Below are 18458 nucleotides of genomic sequence, written 5' to 3'. Positions count from 1 at the left end.
TCAGGGCGCGGCTCCCGCGCCGGCTGGGATTACAATATCGCCGCTATTTTGACAGGAGTGGCCTTGGCTTTCGATCGTAACAAGCGGCTTTTGCTTTCCGCCGGCAGCGCCGGCGTGCTGGCGGCAATCATGAGCGCATGCTCGACATCCCCGACGCGCCCCGAGGCGCCCGCCGCCGGTCCCGATGCGGCCGGCCCGGTGCCGCATCCCGAACCGCCGCGCTACACGGGGAACGAGCCGCCCGCCGCGCCGCGCGAGTTCCGTGCCGCGTGGGTATCGACCGTCGCCAACATCGACTGGCCCAGCCGCAGCAACGCGCCGCCCGCCAAGCAGCAGGCGGAAGCGATCGCCATCCTGGACCGGGCCAAGGCGCTGAACCTGAACGCGATCGTGCTGCAGGTGCGCCCCAGCGCGGATGCGATCTATCCGTCGAAACTGGAACCCTGGTCCGAATTCATGACCGGCCGTTCGGGCAAGGAGCCGTCGCCGATGTGGGATCCGCTGCAGTTCTGGATCGCCCAGGCGCATGCCCGCGGCATGGAACTGCATGCCTGGTTCAATCCCTACCGCGCGCGCCATGCGGCCGCCCGCACGCCGCTGGCGAAAGACCATTTCGCCAACACCAATCCGCAGGCCGTGAAGACGTACGGCAAGCTGCTGTGGATGGACCCGGGCGAGGAAGCGGCCGCGCAGCGCACGCTGGACGTGATCCTCGACGTGGTGCGCCGCTACGACATCGACGGCGTGCACATCGACGATTATTTCTATCCCTACCCGATCGAGGCGCCGGCCAATTCGGGCGGCGAGGCCGCGGCGCTCGATGCGCCATCGTGGCAGAAGCCGGAGCTGCCGTTCCCGGACGAGCCGTCGTGGCAGCGCTACGTGCGCGGCGGCGGCACGCTCGACCGTTCATCGTGGCGGCGCCAGAACGTCGACCGGCTGATTGAACGGATCTACCTGGGCATCCGCCGCGAAAAAGCATGGGTCAAGTTCGGCATCAGTCCGTTCGGCATCGGCCGCCCGGACCGCCGGCCGCGCGGCATTGCCGGTTTTTCGCAGTACGACAAGCTGTATGCCGATGCCGAACTGTGGTTGCAGAAGGGCTGGCTCGATTACCTGGCGCCGCAGCTGTACTGGCCGATCGCGCAGGCGCCGCAAGCCTATCCGGTGCTGCTCGACTACTGGCTGGCGCAGAATACGCATGGCCGCCATGTGTGGCCGGGCCTGTTCACCAGCCGCACCGCCGACGGTTCCGCGAAACCGTTCGGCCCGGACGAGATCGTGCAGCAGATCGACGTCACGCGCAGCCGCCCGGCGGCGCAGGGCCACGTGCACTTCTCGATCGCGCCGCTGATGCAGAACCGCGGCGGGCTGTACGACCGGCTGAAGACGCAGAGCTACCAGAGCGCCGCGCTGGTACCGGCGTCGCCGTGGCTGGGCGACCGGGCGCCAGAGGCGCCGACGGTGGCAGTGAAGCGGGGCGAGAACGGCCTGGCGGTGGCACTGGGGACCGCGAAGAATGCCGTGACCTATGCGATCTGGGCCCGTTACGGCGACGAGTGGCGCTTTACCGTCATGCCGGCAACGAAAAACGAGGTGCTGCTGCGCGACCTGGCCGGCGTGCCGGCGCGCGCGGTGGTCGTCACGGCCGTCGACCGCGTCGGCAACGAGAGCGCGCGCGCCAGCGCGAAAGTGTAGGAGACGCGATGGGCACCGGTCTCGGCATCGACGCGGGCGGCACGCAGACCCGCTGGGCCCTGGCCGATGCCGCCGGCACCATCGTGGCCGAGGGGCAGGTGGCCGGATTGTCCGCGCTGCAAATGGCCAGCGCGGACGGCAGGGCGCGGCTGCGCGCCACCTTCGAAGCGCTGGCGCGCGACGTCCTGGATGCGGCGCCGGCGCATGGCCGGCCGCGCCGCGTCAACGCCGGGCTGACGGGCTTTGGCGGCGATGCGCCAGTGCTGACCGGCTGGCTGGCCGAACTGCTCGGCGTGGCGCCGCAGGACATCAGCCTGTGCAACGATATCGAGATCGCCTGCCGCGACGCGTTCGAACCGGGCGGCGGCTACCTGGTCTACGCGGGCACCGGCTCGATCGCCGCGTTCATCGACGAGGAAGGCATGCTGCACCGCGCCGGCGGCCGCGGCGTGGTGCTCGACGATGGCGGCGGCGGATTCTGGATCGCGCGCGAAGCGATGCGCCGCATCTGGCGCCGCGAGGACGAGCAGCCGGGCGCGTGGCGCGATTCGCCGCTGGCGCACGCCGTGTTCGATCATGTGGGCGGCAGCGACTGGTCGTTTTCGCGGCAGTTCATCTACACGCGCGAACGGGGCGAGATCGGGCAGCTGGCGCTGGCCGTGGCGCGCAGCGCGGACGACGATGCCGAGGCACGCGAGATCCTGCGCCAGGCCGGCATCGAACTGGCCCGGCTGGGGCAGGCGCTGGCGGCGCGCTTCGGCGTGCGGCCCATCGTGCTGTCGGGCCGGGCGGCGGCGCTGCATCCGTCGATCGCGCAGGCGATGCGCGCGGCGTTACCGGCGACGTTGTCGCTCGAACAAAGAACAGTGCGGCCGCACGAGGCAGCCGCGCGCCTGGCCATCCGGCCCGAACCAACGAATGCTCAACCCTGACACGATGAAGAAAATCCTCCTTGCCACCCTGTTCGCCGCCGCGCTGGCCGGCTGCGCCACCACGCCCCCGGCACCGCCGTACAAGGTCGATCATTCGCTGACGTCGAAGGGCCAGGCGAGCCGCGTGCGCTTCATCGTGCTGCACTACACCGTGTCGGACCTGCAGCGCTCGATCATGATCTTGACGGAGCGGGAAGTCAGTGCGCACTACCTGCTGACCGATGAGCCGCAGCCGAAGTTCTATGCGCTGGTGGACGAGAAGAACGCGGCCTGGCATGCCGGCCTGTCGAGCTGGAAGAACTTCACGAGCCTGAACAACAGCTCGATCGGCATCGAGATCGTCAACCCGGGATTCACGCTGACGCCCGATGGCCGCCGCCAGTACCACCCGTTCCCGCAGGCGCAGATCGACCAGCTGATCCCGCTGCTGAAAGACCTGGCCAAGCGCCACAACGTGGCCCCGGAAAACATCCTGGCCCACTCGGACATCGCCCCGCAGCGCAAGCAGGACCCCGGCCCGCTGTTCCCGTGGAAGCAGCTGGCCGACGCGGGCCTGATCCTGTGGCCGGACGCGAACGCCGTGGCGCAGCACAAGGCGCGCTTCGAGGCGGCCATGCCGGATATCGCGTGGTTCCAGAAAAAGCTGGCGCAGCACGGCTACGAGGTACCGAACACCGGCGTGCTGGACCAGGCCACGCACAACGTGCTGGTGGCATTCCAGACCAAGTACCGGCAGGCCAACTGGGATGGCTGGCCGGATGCGGAAAGCGCGGCGATCCTGGAAGTGCTGACGGCGCCGAAGCCGGCACCGAAGCCGGTATCGCCAGCGGCGCCGGCCGCCGCCAGGGCTGCCACGTCCTGAGGCACCGGGCCGTGGCGGCGCATCTCCCATCCTGACCGTCCCACGGAAGGGGCACCATGACGCGTACGATCACCAGCGAGCAGGTACCGGCTCACCCGGACTACCGGCACCTGTCGACGATCGCCGGCATCGGCATCGACCTGCGCTATGCGACGCCGCATAACTTCATCGGCCGCGACCTCTACTCGCCGCTCGATTGCGCCTGGCTGCACCGCGAGGCGGCGCAGGCGGTCGAGCGTGCCGCGGCATGGCTTGCGGCGCGCCAGCCCGGCCGCACGCTGCGGATCCTCGACGCGCTGCGGCCGCATCGCGTGCAGGAACTGCTATGGGAAGCGCTGGCCGGCACCGGGCTGCGCATGTACCTGGCCGATCCGGCGCGCGGCTCGATCCATTCGTATGGCATGGCGGTCGACGTGACGATCGTCGACGAGGATGGCCGGGAGCTCGACATGGGTACCGGTTTCGATGACATGACCGACTTGTCGCACCCGGCGCTGGAACCGGCAATGCTCGCCGCGGGCCGCTTGACCGCGCAGCAGGCCGCCAACCGGCAACTGCTGCGCGACACCATGTTCGGCGCCGGCTTCGTGGGCATCAACAGCGAATGGTGGCATTTCGACTGCGGCGACCGCGAGGCCGTACGCGCCAGCTACCTCCGGGTGCTATAACCCGAAAAACTGGGGACGTACCCCTGTTTAGAGGAAACTTCACCTGAAGCCCGGCTTTCGCGCATGTGTGCCATCCTCAATTAATTGCCTAAAAACAAGGGTACGTCCCTAGTTTTTCAATTAATGCCTAAAAACAAGGGTACGTCCCTAGTTTTTCCTCTAAACAAGGGTACGTCCCCGGTTTTGGCTTGTTACATCGGCGCGGCGGCGCTGCTGTTGGCGGTCCAGTCGATCAGCGCGTCGACGATGCCGCGGGCGGCGGCGCGGTCGACGTTGTCGTGGTTGATGATGGCGACGACGATGCACTGCTCGCCATTGGCGTCCGGCACGTAGCCGGCAACTGCCACGCCATTGTTCAGGGTGCCGGTCTTGATGCGGGCGCGCGATGCGGCCTCGCTGTTTTTCAGGCGCCGTTTCATCGTGCCGTCGATGCCGACGATCGGCAGGCTGGCCTGGAATTCCGGCGCCCACGGCGATTCCTCGGCGGCTGCCAGTACGGCGGCCAGCTGCACGGGGCGCAGCCGCTCGATGCGCGACAGGCCGGAACCGTTTTCCACCACCATGCCGCTGGTGTCGATGCCATGCCGCTTGAACCAGTCGCGCACTACCGCCTCGGCGCGTGCCTGCGTGGTGGTCGGCATCGAGGTATCGCCATGGTTTGCCGCCAGCAGCATCGCCAGCCGCTGGCCCGCCGGCAGCGGGCGGCTGCCCAGCGTTTCGTCGCCCTGCAGGCTGCCCAGCGACAGGAACAGGGTCCTGGCCCACGCGTTGTCCGACACCTTCATCGTGTCGCGCACCAGCTCCGGCAGCGCCCGGGAAACGTGCTGCGCCAGCAGGCGCGTGCCGTCGGCGTCGACGTCGGACGACGATGCGACCGGCGATGCGGCCGGCAAGGTGCCGTCGGTGCTGCCGATCGCGCCCTGCGCCGCGGCGGCGGCGGCCAGCGTGGACGTGTGCTCGGCCAGGCCCACCGTGCGCGTCCTGCCGGCAATGGTGCCGCCCAGCCGCTTCCACGTGGCGCGGAACAGGCGGTCCGCGTAATCGTCGCGATCGAGCACGTTGATGCGGTAGCTCTGCCTGCAGTTGCGGGGGAAGGTACCGTGCAGGGTGACGGTCAGCCGTTCGCCTTCCCTGGCCACGGTGGGCGGCTTCCAGCCGTCTTCCCAGGCGCCGCAATCGGCATTCACCAGCGCCTGGCTGGAACGCACGTCGACGCGCTCCAGCTCCGGCAGGATCGCCGCCTTCACGGCGCCATTGCCGTGCGAATCCATGTCCACCGTCAGCAGGTTCATGTTCAGCAGCAGCGCGTCGGGAATCACGTTGTAATACGCTTCCGGAGCCTCGTCGAACTGCGGCCTGCCCACGTCGGCACGGGGCGGCTGGAACAGCTGGCGGTCCAGCACCAGGTCGCCCGCGATCCTGTGCACGCCTTGGGCGCGCAGGCGCTCCAGCAGGTGGACCAGCGCATCCTCGTCGAAGTCCAGGTCGGCGCCGCCGCGCACCAGCAGGTCGCCTTTCAGCGTGCCCTGCACGATGTCGCCCTTGCTGCGCAGTTCGGTGCGGGCGCGGAACGCGGGGCCGAGTTCGTCCAGCGCGACGATGGCGGTGACCACTTTCATCGTCGACGCGGGCAGCATCGGCCGCTCGGCCTCGTTCGAGACGAGGATGGTGTCGCCGCGCAGCACGATCGCGCCGATCGCTTCCTCGGGAATGCCGGCCGCGGAGGCCAGCCGGGCCACCGGTTCCGGCAGGTCGGCGTACGCGCCGCCGCAGATGAACAAACCGACCAGGGCCAGGCGGCGCAGCCGCATCGTCACTCGCATTTCTTATCCTTCAAGCGGAATCCTCAACCAAAGAACACGTAGGCCACGCAGATCGCGGTGATCACGCCGGCCAGGTCGGCAATCAGGCCGCACGAGATCGCGTAGCGCGTCTTGCGGATGCCCACCGAACCAAAATACAGCGCCACGATGTAGAACGTGGTATCCGCCGAGCCCTGGAAGATGCAGGCCAGGCGGCCGACGAAGGAATCGGGGCCGTAGGTCTGCATCGCGTCGATCATCATCGCCTTCGAGCCGCTGCCGGACAGGGGCTTCATCAGCGCGGTCGGCAGCGCCGGCACGAAGTCGGTGTTCATGCCGAGCGCCGAGAAGAACCATTCGAAACCGCTGACGAGGAAGCCGAACACGCCGGCGTTGCGGAACACGCCGATCGCCACCAGCATGCCGACCAGGTAGGGAATCACGGTGATCGACGTCTGGATGCCGCCTTTAGCGCCTTCGATGAAGGCCTCGTAGACATTGACCTTCTTGCGCATCGCGCCGACCAGGAACACGGTAATCACGCCCATCAGGATCAGGTTGCTGGCCACCTTCGACACCGTTTCGATTTCCGCTTTCGTCAGGAAGTTCGTGAAGTACCAGATCATGGCCAGGATCGCCGCCGTGATGCCGCCGATCCACGACAGCAGCACGGAATCGAACAGGTTGATCTTCTGGCGGATCGACACGGCGATGATGCCGGCGATGGTGGCCACATAGGTGGCGATCATGCAGGGGATGAAGATGTCCGACGGGTCGGCCGCGCCGAGGATCGAGCGCTGCGCCATGATCGCCAGCGGGATCAGCGTGAGGCCGGAGGTGTGCAGCACCAGGAACATGATTTGCGCGTTGCTGGCGGTATCCTTGTTCGGGTTCAGCGACTGCAGGCTTTCCATCGCCTTCAGGCCGAACGGCGTGGCGGCGTTGTCCAGGCCGAGCAGGTTGGCCGAAAAATTCATGACCATGTGGCCGGTGGCGGGGTGGTCCTTCGGCACCTCGGGGAAGATGCGCGAGAAGAACGGCGCGATCATCTTTGCGAACCAGCCGATGGCGCCGGCCTTTTCGCCGATGTTCATGATGCCCAGCCACAGCGTCATCACGCCGGCCAGCGGCAGCGCGATATCCATCACGCCGCTGCGCGCCGATTCGAACGTGCCGTCGATGATCTTCTTGAAGATCTCCGTGTCGCCAAGGAAGATCCACTGCGCCAGCGCGGCCGCGAAGCCGACGAGGAAGAAACCGGCCCAGATATAGTTAAGAGACATAAGCGAAAAAGAGTGAAACGCGACTTTGCAGGCAAAGTATAGAGTGCGCGATGGCCGAGTGCCGGTCGCGCATGCGAAAAAGTTGTCGCGGCAGCCGTATTTCATGCCGCTGGTTTATGCTGCGCCACATGAACCGATTCCGCCAGATCGCTGCCGCCATCCTGCTTGCCGCCGCATTTGCCCCGGTATCCGCGGGCGCCTTCGCCGCGCAGCCGAAAGTACTGCGCACGCTGCTGTCCACCGGTGAAACCGGCCTCGATCCGGCGGTCGCCTCGGACCTGGCCAGCCTGTCGCTGCTGGAAAACCTGTTCGATCCGATGCTGCGCTACGACTACCTGGCACGCCCCGTGAAGCTGCGCGCCAACGCGCTGGAGGAGATGCCGTCGGTCGATGCCGCCGGCACGACATGGACATTCAGGCTCAAGCCCGGCATGCATTTCTCGCCCGACCCCGCGTTCGGCGGCAAGCCGCGCGAGGTGACGGCGGCCGATTACGCCTACGCGATCAGGCGATTGTACGACCCGGCGCTGAAGTCGCCGTGGCTGTTCCTGTTCGAGGGCAAGCTGCTGGGCGACGAGGCGCTACGGCGGAAATTCGATCATGCGACCGAAATCGCCGGCCTGCAGGCCGTGGACCGCTACACGCTGCGGCTGCGGCTGCGGACGCCCGATCCGGGCCTGCCGTTCTATCTCGCGCTGCCGGCCACCGGCGCCGTGGCCCGCGAAGTGGCGGAAAAGTACGGCAGCCAGGTGGGCAACCACCCGGTCGGCAGCGGGCCGTTCCGCATCGGCGAGTGGAAGCGCAGCGACAGGATCACGCTGCTGGCCAACCCCGATTACCACCAGCGCTGGCAGGGTAAAAGGCTGCCGCTGGTCGACCGCGTCGAGGTGAAGGTCATGGAGGAATACCAGTCGCGCGTGCTCGGCTACCTGAATGGCGAATTCGACTACATCGAGCAGGTGCCCGAATCGATGCGCGACCTGGTGCTCGACCCGGGCTCGCAGGCACCGGTGCTGAAAGCGGAACTGGCGCGCCGCGGCATGGTGCTCGATCCCTTCCCCGTGCTGCAGACGTACTACATGTGGATGAACATGGAGCACCCGGTCATCGGCGGCTACACGCCGGACAAGGTGGCGCTGCGCCGTGCCATCGCACTGGCCTACGACGGCGCGCAGGACGTGGCGCTGCTGAAGAAAGGCCTGGCCATCCCGGCGCAGTCGCCACTGCCGCCGAACGTGCTAGGCTACGATCCGGCCTACCGCAGCCCGGTCGCCCACGACTTGCCGCTGGCGCGGGCGCTGCTGGACCGGTATGGCTACAAGCGGGATGTCAGCAAGGGCGGCGACGGTTACCGCACGCTGCCGGACGGCCGGCCATTGCTGCTGACGATGCACAGTGAACCGACGATGGTCGGCCGCCTGCGCGACGAGATGTGGCGCAAGACGTTCGAATCGATCCACCTGCGCGTGGCCTTCGTGACCGACAAGAAGACCGAGATCATCAAGGCTTCGCGGCTGGGCAAGGTGATGATGTTCGAGACCAACTGGGTGGCCGATTTCCCCGACGGCGATAATTTCTACCAGCTGCTGTATGGCGGCAATGTCGGCCGCGCCAACTATGCGCGCTTCAAGCTGCCGGCCTACGACGTGCGCTACGAACAGGCGCGGCGCATGCCGGACAGCCCGGCGCGCACGAAGCTCTATGGCGACATGGCCGACCTGCTGCATGCCTACAACCCGTGGGTGCTGCTGACGCACCCGATCTCGGCCGATATCCGCCAACCGTGGCTAAAAAACTACAAGCGTCACCCGGTGGAATTCACCAACTGGCGATATCTGGACGTCGATCGCAGTGCGCACCCTTCCAGCAGGGATCAGGCCGCTAAAATGTCCCCGAAGGAATAACATAAAGCCATGCATTGCAAGCAATCGTGGCCGGGTTGGCAATCGCCGGCCCGCGGGACAGGTCGCCGCCACGACGGCGCCGCCCGGCAGCAGACCTTGAGCGAACCGGAAGGCGAGGGCCGGCCAGCACCACTTGAACATCGGGAGAAGCTTGTGAAAGTAAAAAAACTGGCGCACATGATCGCGCTGATGGGTGTCGTGGGTCCGGCCATCGCGCAGCAAGCGGCGCAGCCGATGCAGCGCGTGGAAATCACCGGTTCGAGCATCAAGCGCGTGGCGAAGGAAGGCGCGCTGCCGGTGCAGACGATCACGCTCGACACGATCCAGAAGGCCGGTGTGACCAGTGCCGAGCAGTTGCTGCGGCTGGTGTCGGCCAACGGCACGGGCGCCGACAACATGACGTCGGGGAACAACGTGTTCGGCGCGGACGCCGACCGCACGTCCGGCGGCGCTTCGTTCGCGTCGCTGCGCGGCCTGGGGCCGAACGCCACGCTGGTGCTGCTGAACGGCCGCCGCATGGGCAACAACGGCGGCAGCGGCAAGGCCGTCGATCTGAATTCGATCCCGCTGGCGGCGATCGCGCGCGTGGAGATCCTCAAGGACGGCGCCTCGGCGATCTACGGCACCGATGCGATCGGCGGCGTGGTCAACTTCATCCTGAAGACGGATTACGAGGGCCTGGAAGCATCGACCACGCTGAACGGCACCGAGGCCGGCGGCGGCATGGAACGCCGCTACTCGCTGCTGGGCGGCGTGGGCAACCTGGAAACGGATGGCTGGAACGTGATGGCCAGCGTGACGCGCGACGTGAACGACCAGCTGGCATCGAGCCAGCGCGACTTCGCCAACGGCTACCAGCCCTGGCGCGGCCTGTCGCCGGACACTACCGGCACGCCGTATGCCAACCTGCTGAGCGGCGCCGGCAGTGCACTGGGCACCGGTTTCCGCATGCCGGGCGACAGCACCACGTATTTGCAGGCCAATCTCCTGAGCCTGCAGGGCAATTGCGATTCCGTGCCTGGCATGTCGCAGTATGCGAGCGAACTGTGGACCAATGTCACGCCGATCACGCGCACGAAGTATTCCTGTGCCTACGACTACGGCGGCGACTACGTGATGACCTTCCCGGTCGAGCGCACCACCGGCGTCTCGCGCGGCACGTTCAGGCTCAATGCCGACCACCGCGCCTACGTCGAGCTGCTCGGCTCGCGCACGGAAACCACGGCCCAGCTGACGCCGCTGCAGATTTCCACCACGCTGGCCGCCGGCAACGCCTATCCGGTGGGCGGTCCGTACTACCAGGACCTGTCGCCGTACATCGCCAGCTACGACCGCAGCAAACCGATCCTGTACAAATGGCGCGCCACGCCGGTCGGCAACCGCACGCAGGACGTGGTGATGGACAACTACCGCGCGCTGGTGGCGCTGGAAGGCACACTGGGCGGCAAGTACGACTACAAGCTTGGCCTGTCGAAGTCCGGCAGCAAGGCCACGGTGGACCTGGTCGACGGCTACGCGTGGACGGACAAGCTGTACGCCGCGCTGGGCACCGGCATCATCAACCCGTGGGCGGGCGCCGGCCAGTCGCAGACGCAGGCGGCGATGGACCTGATCGAATCGACCAGGTTCCGCGGGCGCCTGCAGCAAGGCCGCACCACGATGACGCAGTTCGATGGCGCGATCTCCGGCGAAGTGTTCGACCTGCCGGCCGGTGCCGTGTCGATGGCGGCCGGCTTCGACCTGCGCAAGGAAACGTACTCGTTCGGGCAGGCCGTGGATGCGACGAAGATCCTGCTGGCGCCGGGCAACGCGAACCTGGACCAGGCCACGCGCTACATCCGCGCCGTGTATGCCGAAGCGCTGGTGCCTGTGCTGAAGGACCTGGAAGTGCAGCTGGCGATCCGCAAGGACAACTACAGCGTGATCGGCGCCACCACCAACCCCAAGGTGGCGTTCCGCTACCAGCCGACCGAACGGCTGCTGTTCCGCGGTTCGGCCAGCAAGGGCTTCCTGGCGCCCAGCTTCACCCAGCTGTACGCGGGCCGGCTGTCGCAGGAACTGCCGAACGGCGTGATCGACCAGGAAGGCTGCGCGCGGAACCCCGGTAACCCGGACTTCTGCGCCATTCCCCGCCTCGACTACAACACCGGCGGCAACCCGGGCCTGCGGCCGGAAACGTCGAAGCAGGGTACGCTGGGCATCGTGGCGGAACCGTTCAGGAATTTCTCGGTGTCGCTGGACTGGTGGGCGATCAACATCAAGGACCGCATCCTGAACCGCACGCCGCAGGTGGTGCTGCAGAACTGGCAGTACCTGCAGCAGTACATCGTGCGTGATCCGGCCACCGGCGTGATCGACCACGTGGAAGCGGGCTGGATCAACGCAGCAGGGCTGAAGACGCGCGGCGTCGACGTGGGCCTGCGCTATGACGGCGCAGTCAGCGGCTACAAGTACGCGGCGGTGCTGGACGGCACCTATATGGACAGCTTCAAGTTCGCCGAGTTCGAAGGCCAGGAGTACAAGGAGCAGGTTAGCCAGTTCAACACGCGCGACGTCTACCTGCGCTGGAAGCACAGCGCCAGCGTGACGGTCTCGAAAGGCAACTGGAGCGGGCTGCTGCTGCAGCGTTATGCCACCGGCTACAACGACCAGGTGCCGAACGGCGGCAAGAGCGGCTTCCCGGCCGGCTTCGACCCACGCGTGCACCACTACACGAAATACGATGTATCGGCCACCTACACCGGCTTCAAAAACACCACGCTGACGGTCGGCATCCAGAACCTGTTCGACGAAGATCCGCCGTTCACCGCGCACAACGTCGACGAAGTGGTGGGCGCCGGCTGGGACCCGCGCGTGGCCGATCCGCGCGGCCGGGCACTGTCGTTCAACCTGAAGTACAAGTTCTTCTGAACGTGTGATGGACCGGCGCGGCTTCGGCCGCTTCCTGGCTGTTTCCTGCGCCGCCGCCGCCTTTCCGGTGGCGGCGGCCACACATTCGTCTCCGCCGGGAAAATCCATGCAGCTCATCAAACCGCCACGGCTGCTGCCCGGCGACACCATCGGCCTCGTCACGCCCGCCGGGCAGGTATCGCGCGCGGCGATCGACAAGGCCATCGCCAACACCGAAGCGCTCGGCTTCCGGGTAAAACTGGGCCGCTACCTGGAAGAAGTCAACGGCAACTATGCCGGCCCGTGGCAGCACCGCGTGGAAGACCTGCACGGCATGTTCGCCGACCCTGGCGTGAAGGCGATCTGGGCGATCCGCGGCGGCTCCGGCGCCATGCAACTGCTGCCGCACCTGGACTACGGCCTGATGCGGCGTCATCCGAAAATCCTGGTCGGCTATTCCGACATCACGGCGCTGCACCTGGCCATCCACCGGCATGCCGGGCTGGTGACGTTCCACGGTCCGGTGGGCATGTCCACGCTGTCGGCGTACTCGACCGAACACCTGCTGAACGTGCTGATGCGGCCCGAGGACAACTATGTGATCCCGATGGCGCTGGAAAACAGCCGCAAGGCATTCCACGAACCGGACAACGCGCATTTCGCGCTGCGCACCGTGGTACCCGGCACCGGCACCGGGCGGCTGATGGGCGGCAACCTGGCGCTGGTCAGCGCGCTGGCCGGCACGCCGTACGCGGCCGATATCCGCGACGCGCTGCTGTTCCTCGAAGAAGTCAACGAAGAACCCTACCGCGTCGACCGCATGCTGATGCAGCTGAACCTGAACCAGCCGTTCCGCAGCGCCGCCGGCATCATGCTCGGCATCTTCGAAGGCTGCGGCCCGGCCGACGATGGCCCGGCGCTGACGCTGGACGACACCACCGGCCAGCACCTGCGGCCGCTGGCGATCCCGGCCGTCACGGGCTGGTCGTTCGGGCACATCCGGCACCAGTTCACCTTGCCGATGGGGATCCGGGCGCGCATGGATACGGCGCGGCAGACCTTGACCCTGCTGGAGCCGGCGGTACGGTAGCGGGGCGGTACGGCCCAGCAGGGCGTCGCGTCCGCCGGTGGCTCGCTAGAATCGGCACATGCCTATCCTCAACCGCCACGCCGTCGCCATCGTGCTCGGCCATCCCCTGCGCTTCACGCTGCGCTGCCTGAAGGGCTTCCGCGCGAACCAGGGCCTGCTGCTGGCCGGTGCCGTGGCCTATTATTCCCTGCTGTCGATCGTGCCGCTGCTGATGCTGGTGGTGGTGGCGCTGTCGCACGTGATCGATCCGGCCGACCTGCTGGACACCATCGGCCATTACCTGGAATGGCTCGTGCCGGGGCAGTCCCGTGCCATCGTGAGCGAGGTGGCGCATTTCCTCGAGCACCGCGACCTGGTCGGCTGGCTGCTGGTGCTGACGATGCTGTTTTTCAGCTCGCTGGCATTCACCGTGCTGGAAAACGCGATGAAGGTGATCTTCATCCACCGCGTGGGATTGCGGCGCCGGCATTACCTGACCTCGGCCATCCTGCCCTACTGCTACATCCTGTGCCTGGGCATCGGTGCGCTGGTTGTCACGCTGGTGGCCGGCAGCCTGCAGGTGATCGGTGCCGAGAGCGTGCGGCTGTTCGGTGTCGAGTGGTCGCTGAAGGGCCTGTCCGGCGCGCTGCTGTACCTGCTGGGGCTGGGCGGCGAAGTGCTGCTGCTGTCGTCGATCTACATGGTGATGCCGGTGGGCCGGCTGAGCTGGCAGCACGCGCTGATCGGCGGCGTGACCGCCACCGTGCTGTGGGAGATCGCCCGGCATGTGCTGGTGTGGTATTTCTCGACGCTGTCGCAGGTAAACGTGGTGTATGGCTCGATGACGACGGCGATCGTGGTGATGTTCAGCCTGGAGATCGGCGCCACCCTGCTGCTGTTCGGCGCGCAGGTGATCGCCGAGTACGAGAAGGTGGTGCACGGGTCGCCGGATGTGGTGACGCAGTTGACGGCGCCGCAGCAGGAGGCGGGCTGATCGCGGCTGCCGTTGCCGGGGGATCGCAGGCGATGCCTGCCATTCTTTCAGCCAATTCCATAAATTGCCTCGAGCTCCGCTTGCTCGCCATTGCCCTGGCTCAATGCCTCCAGGGCATCGATGAACGCATCGAGCAGGGCTGGTTCCGATACCAGCCAGAATTTCGCCTCGCTGGCGATTTCCTTGTCCTCGAAGGGCTCGAACCCGGACTGCACGGCGACCTGCACGAGGATTTTCGCCTGTTTGCGGAACTGGAAACGGGCATGGATCGCACCCGATGCGTACTCCGGGCCGAATTCGCCGAAGCGAAGATCGAAAAGTCCGCCGTGGATCTGATCCTTGAAGGCCTGCAGGCCCTCGACAGTGGCACGCAGCTGCCGATGCCCGACATAGATGCGATTGACGAAGGTGGAATTGCCATCGGCAATGGCGATATGCAGCGCGACCATGTCGATGTCCGACCACTCCCTGGTAAATCTGATACCTGGTTTCATGCTGTTCTCCAAAGTAGACCGATGCCGAGGAAATGCCGGCGCCGGCCAGCTGAAAAGGCGGATCGCCGACATGGCTCAGGCGTAATTGTCGCGAAAACATCCAGCCGATTCGGGCGCGCCTAGGCCGGCGGCAAACTGATCGTAAACCGCGCCCCGCCCAGCGGCGAGGTTTCGATCGTCAGCGCCCCGCCATGCAGCGAAATGGCCTTGCCGGCAATGGACAGCCCGAGCCCAAAGCCGCCGGTATTGCGGTCGCGCGAACGGTCGAGCCTGTAGAACGGTTCGAACACCTTTTCCCGCTCTTCTTCCGGAATGCCGGGGCCATCGTCGTCGACGGTGATCGTCACGCCGCCCAGCTTGCGCAGTGCCGACAGCGCTACCTTGCCGTTGGCATATTTCTGCGCATTGCGCAGCAGGTTGCCGGTGGCGCGCATCAGCAGGCGGCAGTCGCCGTAGTAGGTGCCCATGCCGTCCGGGACGGAAACATCGAGCGACACGGTGGCGGGCGGTAGCGTGTTGGCGCAACTGCGCAGCGCATCCGTCAGGTCGAAGGTTTCGTAGCGCAGCGGCTGGTCGCTGTCGAGCCGGGCCATGCCCAGCAGTTCGTTGACCAGCGACTTCAATTCCGTCAGGTCGCCCTGCATGCTGCCGATGCGCTTTTGCAGCAGCATGTCCTCGGCCGTATCGTGCAGCAGCTCGAAGGCGAATTCCAGCCGCGCGATCGGCGTGCGGATCTCGTGCGAGACCGAGTGCAGCAGGCCGCGCTGCGATTCGAGCAGCGTTTCGATGCGGCCCGCCATGTGGTTGATCCGTTCCGCCAGCGGATAGATGCTGTCGCCCGGCTTCATCTCCGCCCGCGCCTTCAACTGGCCGGCGCCGAAGCTGTCGGCCATTTTCATCAGTTGCTGCAGGCCGCGCCAGTGCGAACGCGACCAGAACCCGATCGGTACCAGCAGCGCCAGCGCCACGATCAGGTAGCGCACCGCTTCCATCTGCAGCGCCACCTTGACGTCGATCGGCAGGTTCTGCGCGTGGATCGCTTCCTCGTCGCTGCCGATGTACTTGTCGCCGTTCAGGTCGACCCGGCGGTACAGCGACCGGTCGGCCAGGTCGATCACCACCTCGCCGCGGTCGAATGCCGCACGGTCGGCGCTGGAGAGGTGCTCGCGCACAGTGGCGAGCGGCACCAGGTCGAAGCGCACTTCGGACACTTCGCGCACCTTGTTCAGGCGGTCGAGCCAGCCATCGGCCGGGGCCTGGTCCACGTATTGTTCGAGCAGGAAGATCTGCGCCGCCGCCTGGTTGCGGGCGATGTTTTCCAGCGGGTCGCCGAACAGGCGGTCGATGGTGAAGTACACGATGAAGGCCGCCACGCTGATCGACAGCATCACCAGGATGAAGAAGCGTAGGAACAGGCGGTTCATGTTGCAATTGTATAAGAATCAATGCCGCCGGAATCCGGGTCGACAAATTTAAGACAAAAAGCCGACATGTGCGTGCGGACAGGGAATGCGCCGCTGGATAGGATGGCAAGACTTGTTTCCAGGAGCTAGCGATGCGTCCCTACCAATCCGCAGTCCAGGCTGCCATGTGCCTGCTGACGGCCCTGTCCCTTGCCGCTTGCGGCGGTGGCGGTTCTTCTTCCTCTCCCCCTGCGCCGGCCACCGCCGGCGGCCAGGGCATTGCCATCGGCGAGCCGGCGCCGGGCGAACCGGTGCGCGAGGCATTCATCGCCCAGGCGCGCCAGGCCGTCTGCACGGAAAACCGCAACCGGCTGTTCGTCATCGACAACGAACTGGTGCTGTGGGACCGCGCCGGCAATTGCCCGGACATGTCGTGGAACGTGACCCTGTACCGCACCACGCCGGAGACACTGCTGTGCAGTGCCGGCGACACCATCGCCGGCCCGCGCACCACCTGCACGGATGAACGCTACCGTCCGCTGCTGGAAACCGCCGTGGCCAACCTGGAGAAGGCCGACCTGGGGCTCGGCGCTGCGCACAAGGTCGAGGCTGTGCCGTTCGTGATCATGGTCGAGCGCAGCGACCTGCCGGTAGTAGTGTCGTCACACACTGTTACTTGACAGCGCTCAACCTCGGGCCGCGAGCCATATAAAATGGGAGGCATTGCTCTTTCAGAATGCACACATGTACAAGCTCTGCGTACTTGCCCTGGCGGGCGCGTGCGGTGCGGCCCACGCGCAAACCCCCGCCATCAATCCCATGCCCGACGGTAGCCGCGATATGTACGTAGGCCTCGGCGCCCAATACGCGCCGCGCTACGAGGGAGCGAAAGACCGCCGAACCACCGCCATGCCGATGCTGCAGGTGCAGTGGAGTAATGGCGTCTTCATTTCGGGAGTGAGCATGGGCATGCATCTGTCGGCTTCTCCGTCCGTCGAGTATGGCCCCCTCGTCGCCCTGGCACCGGGGCGCGATGCATCGGGCACGAAAATGTTCGGGCTCGGCACCGTTGGCGACAATGCCGGCAACCCCGGCGGCCCGGCCACGTGGCAGCCGGACCCGATCACCGGACTCCCGCCGCCCAAGGATGCCGGCGATGGCGTCAAGGAAGATGCGCCCCAGATGGCGGGCGGCGACGGCATCGCCGCCGATGAGGGCGGAGAAGGCATCACGCCCGACAACTCCGTCAATCTGCTGGACGGCGTGCACACCATCAAGCGCCGCGTGCTGTACGGCGGCTTTGTCAATTTCTACCTGACGCCGCAGCTGCGGCTGACGACCAATGTGCTGTACGGCGCCGGCAACGACCGCAACGGCTTGCGCATGCACGTGGCCGTGCAGCACCTGCAGCAGGATATCGCGCCGCACCACACGCTGGCGCTGTCGGCCGGCGTCACGCTCGTCAACCGCGCCTACAACATGGCGTACTTCGGCGTGACGCAGGAAGAAGCCGACAATTTCGGTTTCCATGCCGAGTACCACCCCCGTGGCGGCATCGAGGATGTGCGCGCCGGTGCGCGCTGGAACTGGGCGCTGTCGCCGGCATGGATGGCGACGACGGGCTTGCAGGTCAGCCGCCTGGTGGGCGACGCCAGGAAAAGTCCGCTCGTGGAGCGGCCGACCAATGTTTCCCTGTCGACGGCGCTGGTCTACCGGTTCTGATGATGTCCCCCCGACTCCTTGCCGCACGTGTGCCGTTGCTGCTCGCCCTGTGCCTCGGTGCGGGCGGCTGCATGGCACAGGCACAGGCACAGGCACAGGAAGCCGGCTGGGTCAGCTACCGCGATGCCTACCGGTCGATGGTGGCGTTCGCGAAATATGGCAAGGCCAAGAATTTCTTGCAGAACCATTACCAGGTGGCGCCGAAGGATGGCAACCAGCCTCTCGATGGCCTGCGCCTGACGCTTTCCGGCCGTACCACGCAGCTCAATCTCCCGCTCGACGCAACGGGCCGCACCACTTTCCCCCTGCTGAAGGCGGCTTACGACGAGAATGCCATGCTGGTATTGAATCGCCAGATCAGCCATTACACGTTCGGGCCGCAAATATCGATCGTTGCGCGGGTGGATGGCGTGTATGAAAGCGCCGACCTGCGCGCCGCCTGCGACCAGGCGCTGCAGTACCTGCGCCATACCGATGCCGGCTACAGCGGCCGCCACTGCGCCGGCGTGCGCTTTGCCTTCCTGCCGAAGAGCGACGCGGCGGTACGGGTGCGCGAACCGCTGCGCGAATCGGCGCTGCCGGCCGGGCAGGGGGCCGCGTTCGATGGCGATGCCAATACCGGTTTCCGGGTGATGGTGTACCGGTTTGCCGAGTGGCCGGAAAAGGTGCAGGTGATCAGCCAGAATGCGCCGGTGGCGATTGCACCGGTGATCGAGTGAGGCTGTCGGGGCTGGCCTT

At 66.3% G+C, this 18458-nt stretch carries 15 protein-coding genes; 11 read left to right on the top strand and 4 right to left on the bottom strand.

The window, feature by feature from the left end; genetic code table 11:
* Nucleotides 1–57 precede the first annotated feature (57 nt).
* The 4 genes from ACY34H_RS21195 to ACY34H_RS21180 are packed head-to-tail and all read left to right on the top strand — an operon-like array spanning nucleotide 58 to nucleotide 4160.
* Complete coding sequence (locus tag ACY34H_RS21195; RefSeq protein WP_464979437.1) at nucleotides 58–1698, top strand: glycoside hydrolase family 10-like protein; 1641 nt, start codon at nucleotides 58–60, stop codon at nucleotides 1696–1698.
* An 8-nt stretch (nucleotides 1699–1706) separates the two neighbouring features.
* A complete protein-coding gene (locus ACY34H_RS21190; protein WP_464979436.1) occupies nucleotides 1707–2630 on the top strand; it encodes an N-acetylglucosamine kinase in 924 nt (307 codons plus the stop codon).
* Nucleotides 2631–2634: 4 nt separating this feature from the next.
* On the top strand, nucleotides 2635–3492 hold the full coding sequence (locus ACY34H_RS21185; protein ID WP_464979486.1) for an N-acetylmuramoyl-L-alanine amidase: 858 nt from the start codon (nucleotides 2635–2637) through the stop codon (nucleotides 3490–3492).
* 56 nt (nucleotides 3493–3548) lie between these two features.
* Entirely contained in the window at nucleotides 3549–4160 is a 612-nt protein-coding gene (locus ACY34H_RS21180) for a M15 family metallopeptidase (protein WP_464979435.1), read from the top strand.
* 191 nt (nucleotides 4161–4351) lie between these two features.
* On the opposite strand, the gene dacB is transcribed toward ACY34H_RS21180, so the two are convergent.
* Together dacB and ACY34H_RS21170 are read right to left on the bottom strand one after the other, a co-directional pair.
* Nucleotides 4352–5983 carry a D-alanyl-D-alanine carboxypeptidase/D-alanyl-D-alanine endopeptidase gene (gene dacB / locus ACY34H_RS21175; protein ID WP_464979434.1) on the bottom strand — a complete coding sequence of 544 codons (1632 nt, stop codon included), beginning with the start codon at nucleotides 5981–5983 and terminating at the stop codon, nucleotides 4352–4354.
* 23 nt (nucleotides 5984–6006) lie between these two features.
* On the bottom strand, nucleotides 6007–7245 hold the full coding sequence (locus tag ACY34H_RS21170) for a nucleoside recognition domain-containing protein (protein ID WP_464979433.1): 1239 nt from the start codon (nucleotides 7243–7245) through the stop codon (nucleotides 6007–6009).
* Nucleotides 7246–7373: 128 nt separating this feature from the next.
* Here ACY34H_RS21170 and ACY34H_RS21165 point away from each other — a divergent pair, with 128 nt between their 5' ends.
* The 4 genes from ACY34H_RS21165 (at nucleotide 7374) to ACY34H_RS21150 (ending at nucleotide 14101) form a co-directional block, all read left to right on the top strand.
* Nucleotides 7374–9149: an ABC transporter substrate-binding protein gene (locus tag ACY34H_RS21165; RefSeq protein ID WP_464979432.1), complete on the top strand. Its 1776-nt coding sequence runs from the start codon at nucleotides 7374–7376 to the stop codon at nucleotides 9147–9149.
* Between the two features lie 153 nt (nucleotides 9150–9302).
* Nucleotides 9303–12059, top strand: a complete 2757-nt coding sequence (locus ACY34H_RS21160) for a TonB-dependent receptor domain-containing protein (protein ID WP_464979431.1) — start codon at nucleotides 9303–9305, stop codon at nucleotides 12057–12059.
* A 106-nt stretch (nucleotides 12060–12165) separates the two neighbouring features.
* Nucleotides 12166–13128, top strand: a complete 963-nt coding sequence (locus ACY34H_RS21155) for a S66 peptidase family protein (RefSeq protein ID WP_464979430.1) — start codon at nucleotides 12166–12168, stop codon at nucleotides 13126–13128.
* Nucleotides 13129–13186: 58 nt separating this feature from the next.
* Entirely contained in the window at nucleotides 13187–14101 is a 915-nt protein-coding gene (locus ACY34H_RS21150; RefSeq protein WP_464979429.1) for a YihY/virulence factor BrkB family protein, read from the top strand.
* Nucleotides 14102–14148: 47 nt separating this feature from the next.
* On the opposite strand, the gene ACY34H_RS21145 is transcribed toward ACY34H_RS21150, so the two are convergent.
* Together ACY34H_RS21145 and ACY34H_RS21140 are read right to left on the bottom strand one after the other, a co-directional pair.
* On the bottom strand, nucleotides 14149–14550 hold the full coding sequence (locus tag ACY34H_RS21145) for a hypothetical protein (RefSeq protein WP_464979428.1): 402 nt from the start codon (nucleotides 14548–14550) through the stop codon (nucleotides 14149–14151).
* A gap of 164 nt (nucleotides 14551–14714) precedes the next feature.
* Nucleotides 14715–16019, bottom strand: coding sequence for an ATP-binding protein (locus ACY34H_RS21140; protein WP_464979427.1), 1305 nt, complete (start codon nucleotides 16017–16019; stop codon nucleotides 14715–14717).
* A 131-nt stretch (nucleotides 16020–16150) separates the two neighbouring features.
* Here ACY34H_RS21140 and ACY34H_RS21135 point away from each other — a divergent pair, with 131 nt between their 5' ends.
* The 3 genes from ACY34H_RS21135 (at nucleotide 16151) to ACY34H_RS21125 (ending at nucleotide 18439) form a co-directional block, all read left to right on the top strand.
* Nucleotides 16151–16678 carry a hypothetical protein gene (locus tag ACY34H_RS21135; protein ID WP_464979426.1) on the top strand — a complete coding sequence of 176 codons (528 nt, stop codon included), beginning with the start codon at nucleotides 16151–16153 and terminating at the stop codon, nucleotides 16676–16678.
* 64 nt (nucleotides 16679–16742) lie between these two features.
* Nucleotides 16743–17720, top strand: coding sequence for a MipA/OmpV family protein (locus ACY34H_RS21130; protein ID WP_464979425.1), 978 nt, complete (start codon nucleotides 16743–16745; stop codon nucleotides 17718–17720).
* 71 nt (nucleotides 17721–17791) lie between these two features.
* Nucleotides 17792–18439, top strand: coding sequence for a hypothetical protein (locus ACY34H_RS21125; RefSeq protein ID WP_464979424.1), 648 nt, complete (start codon nucleotides 17792–17794; stop codon nucleotides 18437–18439).
* The last annotated feature ends 19 nt before the right edge of the window (nucleotides 18440–18458 follow it).

It is taken from the genome of Pseudoduganella sp. jia 9, assembly GCF_055502615.1.
Note: the sequence above shows the minus strand (reverse complement) of the source record. Positions and strands in the feature narration are given on the sequence as shown.